Source organism: Candidatus Poriferisodalis sp. (assembly GCF_965208925.1).
Taxonomy (GTDB): Bacteria; Actinomycetota; Acidimicrobiia; order Acidimicrobiales; family Poriferisodalaceae; genus Poriferisodalis.
On the sequence record NZ_OZ242364.1, the window covers coordinates 3,096,251 to 3,110,394 of the forward strand.

Sequence of the window (14,144 nt, forward strand, 5' to 3'; positions counted from 1 at the left end):
CGCACACAGATCGGGCTGGAGTGACTCTGCGGTGAATCATGACCGGCGGGTACACGCGCTACCAGTGGGATGGCCGCGACGATGAGCGGTGCCCGGATGCGCCTGGCAAATGGCCGCCTGGTAGTGCTGGCGGATGCTGGGCGGCGCTGTTGGGCCCGGGTGCTGGACATCGCGGTGCTCATCCCCGCACTGTGGCTGTTTCTGGCAGCCCGCTGGGCCCAAGTGTGGTCTTGCTTCTTCGTATGCCGGGAACCTTCTGAGTGGGTGTTCATTCTCGGTCAGACCGGGCTGGTGGTGCTGATGCTCTACGAGCCGGTGATGGTGGCGCTGTGGGGCGCGACCGTGGGCAAGCTGGCGATGGGCATCAGGGTGGTTCGGATCGCGGACGCGAGCGCTCCGGGCTTGGCGCGGTCCCTTGCGCGAGTGTTGGTTCCGAACGTTGCAGGCGTGTTGACGTTCGGGATTGGTTGGTTCGTGGTGTGGGTAGTTCTCGCGCTATCGCTTGTGTTCGATCAGGACGAGCGCGGCTGGCACGACAAGCTTGCCGGGACCGTGGTGGTCGCCAAGGCGTCGGTTGTGTCGTCGGGTGGGACTAGGGCGGGTCGTGTTGAGTCGCGAGCCGCACGGCGTCGGGGCCGAGAGCGCAGTTCCATGGATGAGCGCTGGCAACGGTTCATGAGCCGGGAAGTGCCCCAAGTCGGAGGGGAGGATCCCGATGACAATTGATCGTGAGTGAGTACCCGGGTGGCTTGAGCAAGCCGCTCAGTACAGGCAGAGCCAGCGCGACTGCGGACCTCGGCGGGTTCATGCCAGGACCGGCCGACAACTATGAGCGCTTGGGGTGCGGCGTTTGATGCGCCCGGCAGGGATCGAGCGGCGCCTATGGGCCCGGGTCATCGACATGGCGGTGCTCAGCCCGGCTCTGTTGACGCTGCTGTACGCACTCCTCTATGTCCACTTCTTTGACTTTGCCCCCGTCCTTGACTCCTCGCCCTTCGACGGTCCGTCGCAAGATGAACCCTCCAGATGGGCGTGGGTGCTCGTGTGGGCTGCGATCGCGGCCCTGGCGCTGTATGAGCCGGTAATGGTGGCGTGGGCCGTACTTGCGCTGTCAGCTGCACTCCATCAGCACAGGCGCGGCTGGCACGACAAGCTTGCGGGCACGGTCGTGGTGACCAAAGCGTCGGTGCCCGCGCGAGCACGCCGACTGGATAGGGAACGTGACTGACGGGTGAGTCACGACTGCTGCTCTTGGGCTCGCAGCCCCTGCTGCACCAGCGACAGGCTGAGCGAACCCCGGGGAACACCGCCCCCTAGTTGTTGAGGCGGACGCCGTACGGCATGGGCGCCTGCATGTTCAGGCCCAGCGTGACGCCGGACACATACGGGGCATACAGGGCGTTCTGACCGCCGTGGGCCAGCGGCAGCACCACGCCACGGTCGATCAAGCCTTCCATGACCTCGGCGTACAGGTCGTAGCCCTCCTCGACAGACGGGGCATTGAGCGCATCCACCAGCGTGGCCTCGAGATCGTCGAGGTCGCCGAGGCGGAATGCGTTGAAGCGTCCGGTCTCGCCCATGAACTTGCCGAGGTCACGTGCCGGGTGCACGAGCAGGTCGCGGAACCACGAGATGCCCCACTGAGCGGTAGCGGTTCCCGGGCCCAGCTCGCCGTTGTTGATCTGGATCAGCTCGATGGTGATGCCCGAGGCACCGAGCATCTGCACCACGAACTCCACGATCGGGTTGATGGCCGGCATGATCGGCATCCGGATGGTGACGCCGTCGGGGTAGCCGGCTTCGGCCAGCAGGCGCCGGGCCTCGTCGGGGTCGTAGCTGTACTTGGTGTCCAGCTCGGGCACGTTGAACTGGCTGAACGCCGGCGGGTAGATGCCGCCGAGGCTGTCCGCCTTGCCGAAGTGCATCGCGTCGGCGTAGGCATCGCGGTCCAGCGACAGCAGGATCGCCCGGCGCACCCGTTCGTCGCCCAGCGGGGAATCGAACTCGCCGGCGCGGTCGGTGACGATGAGATAGGCGAAGAAGTTGGGAACCGAGATCAGCACGTTCCCGGCTTCGGTCCCTGCGTCGATCTGTGCGTCACGCGTGGTGGACATGATGTCGGTCTCACCGGTCAGCAGCGCATTCAGACGTGCGTTGTTGTCGGGAACGGCGGTCACCGTCACGGTCTCGACACCCTGATCGGCCGGATTCCAGTAGTTCGGGTTGAGGTTGTACACCTCGGTGACACCGGCCTGGCTGTCGGCATCGGACCAGATCCACGGCCCCGAGCCCTGCGGATCACGGGTGAGATCACGACCGTCAAGAGCGTTCGGGCTGATCATCATGCCCATCACCATCGACATCTCCAGCGGGAACTGCGGCGCCGGCACCGAGAATTCGACCTCGAAGGTGGTGTCGTCGACTACCCGGGCATCGACGAAGGCCGCCCACGTCGCTGCGTTCGGATTGCCCTGGAAGCTGGCGTGGTAGTGCATGTTGTCCACTGCCACCTGGGCGTTGAATTCGGCCCCATCGTGGAACACCACGTCATCTCGGACCGTGAAGCGCCAGACATTCGACGACGGCTGCGTCCACGACGTGGCCAGTGACGGCTCGAGGCTCAGATCGTTGCGCTGGCGGGTCAGCGTGTCATAGGTCGGGTAGTGGTAGGCGCTCTGGGCAGTCTGGCTGGCGGCGGGATTGAAGCTCGTCACCGGCGAGAACTCGACCATGCGCAGCGTGCCTTCGGGCGGCGGAATCGGCGCCGCTGTCGTTGTCACCGCCCCCTGCGTGGTGGTGGTTTGCTCCACCGCGGCAATAGTCACTTGGGTTTGCGCCTGAGTCGTCGCTGGCGCAGGTGTGGCCGCAGCGGTGGTTGCCGGCGCCGAGGTTGTCGCTGACGCCGTCCCAGATCCAGAGTCCGAGTCGCCGCCTCCGCACGCGCTCGCTGCCAGCGCGAACGCCGCCAGCACCATCAGTAGGCGCATCACACGCCGTGTAGGCCCTCTCACGAGATTGCCCTCCCAGGAATCAGGCGCCGCCCCCTGAAGTCCACGGCGCTAGCCAATTGGCTGCACGTTAGTGAAGTCGCGCCCAGTCGCGCTCGCTGCCGTACTACAACTCGGTGACGGTCCAAGCGTCAATCGACGATGATCGGGATCGACCGCGGTCCGCGAATCTGCCCGGTGGACCAGGTGACCTCAGATCCCGGGGCAATCGAGTATTCCGGTATGTGGCGCAACCAAGTCTCGAGTGCAATCTCCATCTCGAGGCGCGCCAGATTCGAGCCGATGCAGCGGTGAATGCCGGCCCCGAAAGCGATGTGCCGATTCTCGGCGCGGTCGATGATCACCTCGTCTGCCCGATCGAACCGCTCGGGGTCGCGGCAGGCGATAGGGAACGTCATCATCACGTGGTCCCCTGCCTGCATGTGGACGCCGTTGACCTCGGTGTCGGCGGCCACCCGCCGCGCCACGTTCACCGGTGCATACGCCCGGAGGAATTCCTCCATGGCGGTGGGCAGCAGCTCGGGCTCGGCGACGAGACGGCGGCGATCCTCGTCATTCACGGCAAGATGCCACAGCGCCGCGCCGATGGAACTCCACGTGGTGTCGATGCCGGCGATGAGCTGCAGCACCAGCATCCGCTCGATGAGGTGATCAGGCAGCGGTTCGCCGCCCATCGAAGTGGTCACGAGGTGGCTGATGAAGTCGTCGCTGGGTTCGACGCGCCGCGCAGCCATGGCCTTGGCCATGTACTCGCGCACCTCGAAGATCGCCTGCTGGAGCACCGCACCGTCATTCGGGCCGACCGACAGGATGTCGAAGATCCAGGACCGGAATTGATCGCCGTCAGCCGGGTCGATGCCCAGGATTGCTGCGATCGCGCCCACCGGGATGTGCTGGCTGTAGTCGACCGCGGCGTCGCCGTGGCCTCGCTCGGCAATGGCTGCGGCCCGCGCCTCGCAGTCGGCAGCGATGTGGCTTCGCCAGCTCTCGATCCGTTTCGGCGCGAAGAAAGGCAGCAGGGTGCGGCGAATCTCGAGGTGATCGGGAGGATCGGAGTTGATCGGTGGGAAGTAGCCGCGTTCGACGGTGCCGCCGCGACGGATGCCGTGGTGAACGTTGGAGAAGGTCTCGGGGTCGTTCGCGATGTCGACGATGTCGTCGTAGTTCAGCGGCAGCCACACGCCCTCGTTGAACCGTTCCGAACGACCCATCGGACAGCGGCCGCGCAGCTCGTCCCAAATGGGGAACGGATCGTTCACCCACGCCGGATCGTTGAAATCCCAGTCGGTCGCAAAATCCTCGACTGTCGGAATGGCTGAAGCCGCGTCGTCCGTGTACGTCATCACAGCACTCCGATTCGCAGAGCCGGGTCTAGACGGGTCGGTCGCCGAGCAAGGTGACTCGCTCCATGCGCCGGTGCAGGCCGCCATGATCGGGCACCGCGTAGTGCTGGGTGCAGCGGTTGTCCCACTGGGCGATCGAACCGGGACGCCAGCGGAAGCGGCACTGGAACTCCGGCTCGGATGCTTGGGCGTACAGGCGCCGGCGCAGCGCACGGCTCTCGTCAGGCGTCATGCCGTCGATGGTGAGCGTGAATGTCCGGTTGACGTACAGGCCCTTGGCGCCGGTGACGGGGTGGGTGCGAACGACGGGATGTTTCTGGTCGGGATACTTCTGGCGGGACTCTTCGCGCTCGCTCTCGCTCATGCCGCGTCCGAACGCCTTCACAAACGAGTGGATCGCGTAGCGCCCCTCGATCTGGCTCTTGATGTCATCGGGCAGCTGTTCGTACGCAAGCTCCATGTTGGCCCAGCACGTATCCCCGCCGTATGGGGGAACGATCCGCCCCATCAGGATCGAGCCGAGGGGCGGGCACTCGCGAAATGTCACATCCGAATGCCACGTCTCGGCGGCCTGAAAGCTGTCGGCAGTGGACTCGAGCACAAGGATCTCGGGGTGTTCGGGCACATTGCGCGCGAACGGATGGACCTCAAGCTCGCCGAATGCCCTGCCGTAGGCCACGTGCTGAGCCTGGGTCAGCTGCTGATCGCGGAAGAACAGCACTTTGTGGGCCATCCAGGCGTCGTGCAGTTCGGCGAGCAGCTCGTCGTCGAGCTCACGAAGGTCGACACCGGAGATTTCCGCGCCGATGGTGCCAGTCAGCGGCTCGACCCGGATTCGGTCGTAGTCGTTTGTCTGCACAGCGTCGATGCGCATGTCGGTTCCCCTTGCCAGCAGCTCGCGGCACGCCACTACGGCGCTTCGGACCTAGATTAGCCGTGTGGCTGCACTCGACGCCGACCACGACGTGGGCTCAGGACTCCATCCTGCGGCCGCGTTGGTCGAGGCTGCGACTGAACTGCTGTGCGCACAGCCGCCCTCGGCTGTGTCGGGCCGGCGCATTGCAGAAGCAGCCGGCGTCAACTACGCCCAGATCCACCGGCACTTCGGCACCAAGCGCGAATTGTGCCGGCAGGTGCTCGACCGTCTCAGCGATGCGTTCGTCGCCGATGCCTTCCCGCCCGGCGCTGCGGTGCCCACCCCGGGCACCGTGATGCGGCACGACGCGTTCGTGCGGGTGCTGACCCAGATCCAGCTCGATCAGGCGACGCTCGCGCTGAGGCCCGAGCATCCGATCATTCACCGCTACAGCACGGGCCTGAAGACACTGCGCCCCGAGCTGACGTCCGACGCACTCGACACGCTGGTGGCCTTGTCGTGTGCCATGCAGCTCGGCGTGAGCATTCACCGTACGCCGCTAGTGCGCTCCGCCGGTCTCGACGACGACGCTCGTCTTGTCGATCGGGAGCTGGTATTGGCAATCGAGCAGCTGCACGCGGGACGCGGGCCGTTCGCCGGCGACGAGTTCGCCTTCCGGCGGCTGCACACTCGGGGACCCCAAGAACCGGGACGGTCTCGTGCGACGGGGCGAGCCCAGGCAGAACAGCGCCTGGTGGCAGCAGCCGTCGGCTTGCTGGCCAGCAGGCCGCCGTCGTCCATCTCGGGACGCCAGCTCGCCACCCGCGCCGGCGTGAACTACGGGCTGATCCATCACTACTTCGGCTCGGCGAGCGAAGTGCTGGCCCAAGCGTCCCGGCTGATTCGTGACCGCTACTACTCGAACGAGTCGGGTCCCGGCTTGATCCCGGATTTCTTCTCGACGCGGGCACACCCGGGCTACGTCCGGGCACTCACGCACATCGCCCTCGACGCCAAGCTGGCTGCGACGGGCGACCACTTCCCCGTTGTCGTCGCCCTGCTCGACCGTCATCGCAGCCGGCACGGCGAGCCGACTGCCTCCGAACGCTGCCGATACCTGCTCGTCGCAGCGGCCCAGTTGGCGTGGTCGCTGTTCGAGCCCCTGTTCGCCACAGCGCTCGGCCGGAATCCGATCGAGCTCGAGCCACAGGCGGCCACCTTGCTCGCCCGCATGCTCAGCTTCGAGGAATATCCCGCACCGTGAACGCCGACGCGTTCCGCGCCCACGTGCGCAAGTTCTTCACCGAGACCACCCCTGCGGTGCTGGGCAACGACGGCAGCGGCGTGCAGCGGGCGCAGTCATGGCGCGCTGCGCTCTTCGACGCAGGTCTCGCCGGCTTCGGCTACCTGCCCCAGCACTGCGGTCACGATCATCCCGATGCCTACGCCGCCATCTACGCCGCTGAGAGCCGGCGCAGGGTTCCGCGGGAGGACTCGGTCTTCGGCATCGGCGTAGGCATGGCCCTGCCCACCATCCGGGATCACGCCTCGACGAGTCTCCAGGACCGGTTCCTGCGTCCCGGGCTGCGCGGTGAGGAGATCTGGTGCCAGATGTACTCCGAGCCCGGGGCCGGCTCCGACCTGGCAGCGCTGCAGACCCGCGCCGAGCGCGACGGCGACGAATGGGTGGTCAGCGGCCAGAAGGTCTGGACCTCCGGTGCCCAGCACAGCGACTTCGCGATTCTGCTCGCCCGCACCGACCCGGACGCGCCCAAGCATGCGGGCATCACCATGCTCGTGCTGCCGGTCCGCCAAGACGGCGTCGAGGTCCGGCCGCTGCGGCAGATGACCGGTGACACAGAGTTCAACGAGGTGTTCATCTCCGAGGCCCGCATCCCCGGAGACTGGGTCGTGGGCCAGGTGAACGGCGGCTGGTCGACTGCGGTGGCTTTGCTCGCGCACGAACGCAAGCAGACCGGCGTGGCATCCATGCAGAACGCCGAGAACCAGCGCTCCCGCGCGGGACGCGTGCCGATCCCAGCGAGTCAGCTGATCGAGCTGGCTCGCCAGCGCGGTCGAGTCGACGATCCCCTCGTTCGCCAAGATCTCGCCCGCCTCGTCACCGGCGAGCGGATCGTGAACCATCTGCGTCAGCGATCCGGCATCCATCCGTCCATCGGCAAGCTCTGGCGCACCCGGCAGGGACGCGCCGCTGCCGAGGTCGCCGCGAGTCTCTGCTTTCCGGCCGGTCCGGCGTGGATCGGCACCAGTCCGCCGGACGGACACGAACACGACGACTACTTCAGCTTCCATATCCTCAATGCGCGCGGCATGAGTCTCGGCGGCGGCACCGACGAGATTCAGCGCAACACCCTCGGCGAGCGAGCACTCGGCCTGCCCCGCGAAGCCGGACCCGACCGCAACACCCCATTCAGAGACCTGCCGAAGAACTGACCGCACGACCAAGAAGGAAGGCGACAGCGTGACTGACACAGCACCCGTGGACGATTGGGACACTGACTACGACATCTTCGACCCGGGTTATGTGCGTGATCCGGCGCCGGTCTGGGACGAACTGCGGGAACGCTGCCCGATCGCCCACACCGAACGCTGGGGAGGCTCGTACCTGCCGACGCGGTACGCAGACGTGCAGGCGCTGGCGAAGATGGTTCCTGAGCTGTCAAGCAGCGACCCTCTGGTGACGTCACCGCCGCCGGAGGTCATCGAAGATCTGCTCGCCGATCCGACCTTCGAGAAATACGGCACGAACGCCGCTCCGATTTCCGAGGATCCGCCGGTTCACGGCTGGACCCGCCGGCTGCTGCTGCCCCATTTCGCGCCCAAGGCGGTGGAGTCGCACCGGGCATACACCACCGAGCTCGCCAATCGGCTGATCACCGAGTTCATCGACGACGGCAAGGTGGACGGTGCCGGGCAGTACGCACAGCAGATCCCGCCCCGGGTCATCGCCCACCTGCTGGGCATCGACGAGAGCCGCGTCGAGGAATTCACGCACTGGATCCGCTGCTTGCTGGAACTCGGGCTGACGAATCCCGAGCTTCGCATCAAGTACCGCAAGGTCATCCGGCAGTTCTTCTACGAAGTCGTCGAAGAACGGCAGGCCAATCCCGACGACGGCTTCGTCTCGGCACTGCTGGCGGGAACCGACGACGAAGGCAACCCCATTGACCCGGTCATGGTGGTGGGCATGCTCAACCTGCAGCTCATCGCGGGCATCGACACCACCTGGAGCTCGATCGGCTCAGCGCTGTGGCATTTCGGCACCCACCCCGCTGACCGCGAGCGCATGGCGACCGAGCCTGATCTGTGGCCGTCGGCCATCGAGGAGCTGCTGCGCTTCTACGCACCAGTGACCATGGGGCGCCGAGCCGCGACCGACATCGACTACGGGGGCGTCACGATTCCCCAGGGCAGCAAGGTGCTCATGAACTTCCCGGGCGCAAACCGCGACCCGGAGATGTTCGAGCGACCCGACGAGGTGATCTTGGATCGGCCTCACAACCGCCATGTCGCATTCGGCGTCGGCATTCATCGATGCGCCGGATCGAACTTGGCCCGTATGGAAATGGACATTGCGCTGCGCACTTGGTTCGAGCGCATTCCCGACTTCGAGGTGAGCGAACCCGATGAGGTCACCTGGGCCGGAGGGCAGGTACGCGGCCCCCGCTACCTGCCCATTCGCTTCCCGCCTTCACGCTGAACGGGCGCGACGGCGACATGGCAACTGGCGGGCATGACTGCGAGCACGGCGACGAAGGCCCGCTCGGACCCAGAACCCCGACGGAGTTCACGGTCGCGGCGAATTCCGCGGCGACTATTTCCTTCGACGACCCCGGCGACCTCGAACGGGCCAGCCGTGGCCTTGTCGCACAGCTTGACGACGGCCGCGTCACCTTGGGCGACCACGTGGTCTTCGATGTCGCCCGCCACGCCTTCGTTTCCGCGTCAGACAGCGCGCCCCCTTCCGTGCACCCGAGCCTGTGGCGGCAGGCCCGGCTCAACGTCCATCACGGACTCTTCGAGGTAGCCGACGGCGTCTGGCAAGTGCGGGGCTACGACATCGCCAACATCACGTTCCTGGCCGGCACCGACGGCTGGCTGATCATCGACCCCCTGACCAACGCACCCGCAGCTGCCGCAGCGCTGGATCTGGCCAACCGCACGCTCGGCAGCCGCCCGGTGAATTCGATCATCTACACCCACTCCCACGCAGACCACTTCGGCGGCGTACTCGGCGTGACGGATGCCGACGCTGTGGCGGCGGGCGACGTGCAGATCGTGGCCCCTGACGGATTCCTCGAAGAAGTCGTGAGCGAGTTCGTCATTGCCGGACCGATCATGGGCCGGCGGGCGGCCTACCAATTCGGGCCCCTGTTGCCGCCGGGTCCGCTCGGTCACGTCGATTGCGGGCTGGGCTCCACGATGGGCTTGGCACGCTCCGATCTGATCGCTCCCACTGACACCATCTGCAAGACGGGCGAGGAGCGTGTGCTGAGCGGCATCCGGATCGTGTTCCAGAACACGCCTGACGCCGAAGCGCCCGCGGAGATGAACTTCTTCTTCCCCGACAAGAACCTGCTGTGCATGGCCGAGAACTGCACACATACCCTCCACAACCTGTACCCGATCCGGGGTGCGCAGACCCGTGACGCCCTGGCGTGGAGCAAGTACATCGGTGAGGCCATGGACCTCTGGGCGGACGACACCGATGTGATGTTCGCGAGCCACCATTGGCCCCGGTTCGGGAACGCCGATGTTCGAGCGTTCTTGACGATGCAGCGCGACGTTTATCGCTGGATGCACGACCAGACGATGCGCCTGGCCAATCAGGGCCTGCGGCCGACCGAGATCGCTGCCCGGCTTCGACTGCCCGCCGAGTTCGATCAGTCCCACGTGCAGGGCTACTACGGCACGGTGTCGCACAACTGCCGCTCGGTCTACAACCGCTATCTCGGCTGGTACGACGGCAATCCCGCCAACCTCGATCCTCTCCCTCCGGTGGAGGCAGGTGCCAACTACGTCGAATTCATGGGCGGCGCCGGCGCAGTGCTGGCGAAGGCACGCCAGTGCTTCGAGCGGGGCGAGTACCGCTGGGTGGCCCAGGTCGTCAACCACCTCGTGTTCGCCGACCCAGCGAACGCCGAGGCTCGCAGCCTGCAGGCCGCAGCACTGGAACAACTCGGCTACCAGTCAGAGTCAGCCACCTGGCGCAATGCCTACCTGATGGGCGCGAAGGAACTGCGGGAGGGCTCTCCTGACTCGGGCCGCGTCCCTACCCGCGACATGTCGCAGGCCATGAGCGTCGAGCACCTCTTCGACGTGATCGGTGTTCGCTTCGATCCTGACGCGTTCACAGCAGGGCCGGTGACGTTCAATTTCCGCTTCGTCGACCTCGATGAGGATCACGTTCTCGGCGTCGGCCGTTCGGCCATACACCATCGCCACGACACCGTCGATCCCGGCGCAGCGGCCTCAGTGCGCACCGACCGGTCCACCGTCGTCGCTGCGCTCAATGACGCCAGCGCACTCGACGGCGTCGAAATCGTCGGTGATCGAGCGCTCCTGCAGTCGCTGTTCGCCAGCCTGACCGTGTTCACCACGGCACCGCTGATCGAGCCCTGAGGGGAACTACTGGTCGACGAGTGCGTTGCGGGCTTCGACCTCGGCTGCGGCACGAAGGTCGTCGCGGTCGTTGTCCAACCGGAACTCGGCGTGACGCAGCACCCCCTGAAACTCATTGGGGCCGGCGTACGCGGCGGTGACGGTGGGGCCGAGATCGCGCCCGACGTCCATGCCGTACAGCGACTGCCGGAACGGCATCGTCTTCATGTCGACCGACCCGAGCTCTTGGACCGGCCCGCCGTCGGCGCGCTGCCACAGGGTTGCCGTGCCCGCGTGCTCAGCCGTCTTCGTGTAGCGCACGCCGATCTCGATGTTGCCGTACGGCACTGGTTCGCTGGCTCGGACGCTGAATGGACGTCCCAGATTGTTGTATTCGAAGCACAGCACGCCGCCGTCGACATACAGCACGAGCCCGCCGGTCCGCGACCCGTAGGCCACCAGCACGCCGTCGGTTCCCGCTGAGGTGTCGGCCTCCACGGCGATCTCGAACGAACGGTTCCGCACGTCTGGACACTTGAACCGCTCGAGATGCGGCATGCCCGCCGGGTAACGCAACCGGGTCGCAGACGCTTCTGGGCCGGGCCGGCGCAGCACGAACAACTCCACGCCTCGATCGTCCAGCGGCAGCACGTTGTAGATGCCGGCTTGGTCCCACCACAGCTCGATCAGCTCGCGCAGCTTGTCCGGGCGCGTCTCGGACAGGTCATGGATCTCGGCGAAGTCGTTGCGGGTGTCATAGAGCGCCCACTCATCCTCAGAGAACGGCACCCCTTGGCGGTGGAGAGTCACCGCCTTCCATCCGTCGCTGTAGATCGCCCGATGGCCCAGCATCTCGTAGTACTGCGTGGTGCGGGCCGACCGCGCCTCAGCGTTCGCCGAGTCGAACGTGGGCCGCATGGAGATTCCCTCGACGGGCTGCTGCGCGATGCCGTTGTGGGCAGCGGGGGCCTCGACACCGACCACGTCCAAGATGGTGGGCATCACGTCGATCACGTGGTGGTACTGGTCGCGGATGCCTCCGGCATCGGCGATGCCCGACGGCCAGTGCACAATCAGCGGATCGCGGATGCCGCCTTCGTAGGTGTTCTGCTTGTAGAAGCGCAGAGGCGTGTTGCCGGCCTGCGCCCAGCCCCACGGATAGTTGTTGTAGAGGTTCGGCCCGCCGAGCTGATCGATGAACGGCACCATGTCGGCGACGCCGAGCCGCTGTCGATTGAAGAAGATGTTCTCGTTGGTCAGCCCGTGGCGCCCGCCTTCCTGCGATGCGCCGTTGTCGGACAGCAGCACGATCAACGTGTCGTCCAGCAGGCCGGCCCGGTCCAGGTAGTCCACCAGCCGGCCGATCTGGTCGTCGGTGTGATCGAGGAACGCAGCGAAGGTCTCCTGCATGCGGCAGTACAGCCGCCGCTGGTCGGCGTCCAGCTCGTCCCACGGGTGCACGCCCGGGTTGCGCGGTGACAGCTCAGCGCCGTCTGGCACCACGCCCAGCTCCCGCTGACGAGCGAACCAGCGCCGCCGCGTGACATCCCAGCCCTCGTCGTAGCGGCCCCGGTACTTGTCGAGGTACGCCTGCGGCGCTTGATGCGGCGAGTGCGTCGCGCCGAAGGCGAGGTAGGTCAAGAACCTCCGCGACGGCGCCGTGGCCTGCTGGGCAGCGATCATCGAGATCGCCTGATCGACGAGGTCTTCTGACAGGTGGTAGCCCGGCTCGCTCGGTGGGTCGACGGGGTGGTTGTCGATGACCAGTTCAGGCGAGAACTGATCGGTGGCACCGCCGAGGAACCCGTAGAAGCGGTCGAAGCCACGCCCCAGCGGCCAGTGGTCGAACGGGCCCGCAGGTCCGCAGTCGGCCAGGTTCGCAAGATGCCACTTGCCCAAAGCGAAGGTCGCGTAGCCGTAGCTTCCCAAGACCTCTGCGAACGTGGCCGCCGAAGGAGCAATGACGCCGCGGCAGTTCGAGAAGCCCGTGTCCACATTCGACAGGAATCGCATGCCGACCGAGTGGTGGTTGCGACCGCTCAGCAGGCACGCCCGTGTCGGCGAGCACAGCGCCGTGGTGTGGAAGTTGGTGTAACGGAGACCGCCCGCCGCGAGTCGATCGATGTTGGGGGTGTCGATGTCACTGCCGTAGCACCCGAGGTGGGCGAAGCCCGTGTCATCGAACACGATCACGATGACATTCGGCGCTTCCGGCGGAGCCGACGGTCGCGTTTCCCATGCGGGGCTCAGCTCGGCGGCAGTGGTTCCGGGGCGGTCGCGGTCTCGCATCGCCTCCGTCTAGCAGGCACGCTCCCGGGGCGACACAGCAATCGGCGCCGCGCGGCAATCAGCGTTGAGCGTTGCGCAGGGCTCAGGCTGCGATGGGGCAGCCCTTCACGGTGATGCGATGCATCAAGCGGGTCTCGCCGCGATAGTCGTTGAGCGCTTTGTGCCAGGTGCAGCGGTTGTCCCACATGGCGACTGATCCAGGCTCCCAAGCGAACCGGTACGTGAATTCCACACTCGAACCGTGCTCGAACAGGAACTCGAGCAAAGGTCGGCTTTCCGCGACGGTCCATCCGTCGAAGCGAGTCGTGAACGAACGATTGACATACAGCACCGGCCGGCCGCTCACCGGATGGGAGATCACCACCGGGTGCACGACATCGGGGCCGAACCGATAGCCCTCTTGGAACCGCTCGGACCGCTCCGCTTCAGGCAGTTTCGACAATCCGACCCCGAACGCCTCGTACGACGAGTGCACTGCGCGCAGCCCTCGCAGCGTCTCCTTCATGCCATCGGACAGTCCGTCGTAGGCGGCATACATCGAGCTGAAAGCGGTGTCACCGCCACGCGACGGCAGTTGCCGGGCGACGAGGATGGAACCGAGCGCGGGCGCTTCCTCATAGGAATGGTCGGTGTGCCACGCCTCGCCGATCACGTAGGTGTTCTCTGGCCGCGTGCGCACCTCGGCAATCTGGGGGTGCGCCTCGTTGGGCGAGAAATACGCATTGACGTCGATCTCCCCGAGCGATTCGGCAAATGCGATATGCGCTTCGGGTGACACGTCCTGATCGCGGAAGAACAGCACGCCGTGCTCGCCGAGCGCCTCCGTCAGCGTGTCGGACATGCATGTGTCGAGCTTGCCCAGCTCCAGGCCTGACACGAACGCCCCGAGTGCCGCTCCCGTCGGTTCGATGTCGATCCCCATGTGTGATGGTTTACCGAGATCGCCCCGACCCGTCAAACCTCAGCGCCGCACATACTGCGCTACCGGCCTGTCATCGCGTCCGGATTCGCTCGGCTTGGGGGAGT

At 66.1% G+C, this 14,144-nt stretch carries 11 protein-coding genes; 6 read left to right on the top strand and 5 right to left on the bottom strand.

Annotated elements, in window-relative coordinates; all coding sequences use genetic code 11:
• The first annotated feature begins 81 nt into the window (after positions 1–81).
• Both ACOGI5_RS13605 and ACOGI5_RS13610 read left to right on the top strand, forming a co-directional pair.
• Positions 82–726, top strand: coding sequence for an RDD family protein (locus ACOGI5_RS13605; protein ID WP_419864949.1), 645 nt, complete (start codon positions 82–84; stop codon positions 724–726).
• Positions 727–853: 127 nt separating this feature from the next.
• Complete coding sequence (locus ACOGI5_RS13610) at positions 854–1,228, top strand: RDD family protein (RefSeq protein WP_419864950.1); 375 nt, start codon at positions 854–856, stop codon at positions 1,226–1,228.
• Between the two features lie 85 nt (positions 1,229–1,313).
• Here ACOGI5_RS13610 and ACOGI5_RS13615 read toward each other — a convergent pair whose 3' ends face one another.
• From ACOGI5_RS13615 to ACOGI5_RS13625, 3 genes are all read right to left on the bottom strand, one after another.
• The gene (locus ACOGI5_RS13615; protein ID WP_419864951.1) at positions 1,314–2,987 is read right to left on the bottom strand and encodes an ABC transporter substrate-binding protein; all 1,674 of its coding nucleotides are present in this window, start codon (positions 2,985–2,987) and stop codon (positions 1,314–1,316) included.
• Between the two features lie 152 nt (positions 2,988–3,139).
• On the bottom strand, positions 3,140–4,351 hold the full coding sequence (locus ACOGI5_RS13620; protein ID WP_419864952.1) for a cytochrome P450: 1,212 nt from the start codon (positions 4,349–4,351) through the stop codon (positions 3,140–3,142).
• A 28-nt stretch (positions 4,352–4,379) separates the two neighbouring features.
• Positions 4,380–5,225 (bottom strand): TauD/TfdA dioxygenase family protein, encoded by an 846-nt coding sequence (locus ACOGI5_RS13625; RefSeq protein WP_419864953.1) that lies wholly within the window; start codon positions 5,223–5,225, stop codon positions 4,380–4,382.
• Between the two features lie 64 nt (positions 5,226–5,289).
• Here ACOGI5_RS13625 and ACOGI5_RS13630 point away from each other — a divergent pair, with 64 nt between their 5' ends.
• The 4 genes from ACOGI5_RS13630 to ACOGI5_RS13645 are packed head-to-tail and all read left to right on the top strand — an operon-like array spanning position 5,290 to position 10,850.
• Positions 5,290–6,471 carry a TetR/AcrR family transcriptional regulator gene (locus ACOGI5_RS13630; RefSeq protein WP_419864954.1) on the top strand — a complete coding sequence of 394 codons (1,182 nt, stop codon included), beginning with the start codon at positions 5,290–5,292 and terminating at the stop codon, positions 6,469–6,471.
• Positions 6,468–7,661, top strand: coding sequence for an acyl-CoA dehydrogenase family protein (locus ACOGI5_RS13635; protein WP_419864955.1), 1,194 nt, complete (start codon positions 6,468–6,470; stop codon positions 7,659–7,661). The genes ACOGI5_RS13630 and ACOGI5_RS13635 overlap by 4 nt, the downstream gene beginning before the upstream one ends.
• A gap of 28 nt (positions 7,662–7,689) precedes the next feature.
• The gene (locus tag ACOGI5_RS13640; protein WP_419864956.1) at positions 7,690–8,928 is read left to right on the top strand and encodes a cytochrome P450; all 1,239 of its coding nucleotides are present in this window, start codon (positions 7,690–7,692) and stop codon (positions 8,926–8,928) included.
• A 17-nt stretch (positions 8,929–8,945) separates the two neighbouring features.
• Positions 8,946–10,850 (top strand): alkyl/aryl-sulfatase, encoded by a 1,905-nt coding sequence (locus tag ACOGI5_RS13645; protein ID WP_419864957.1) that lies wholly within the window; start codon positions 8,946–8,948, stop codon positions 10,848–10,850.
• A gap of 6 nt (positions 10,851–10,856) precedes the next feature.
• On the opposite strand, the gene ACOGI5_RS13650 is transcribed toward ACOGI5_RS13645, so the two are convergent.
• The gene (locus ACOGI5_RS13650; RefSeq protein ID WP_419864958.1) at positions 10,857–13,118 is read right to left on the bottom strand and encodes an arylsulfatase; all 2,262 of its coding nucleotides are present in this window, start codon (positions 13,116–13,118) and stop codon (positions 10,857–10,859) included.
• Positions 13,119–13,200: 82 nt separating this feature from the next.
• Positions 13,201–14,040 (bottom strand): TauD/TfdA dioxygenase family protein, encoded by an 840-nt coding sequence (locus tag ACOGI5_RS13655; RefSeq protein WP_419864959.1) that lies wholly within the window; start codon positions 14,038–14,040, stop codon positions 13,201–13,203.
• Between the last annotated feature and the right edge of the window lie 104 nt (positions 14,041–14,144).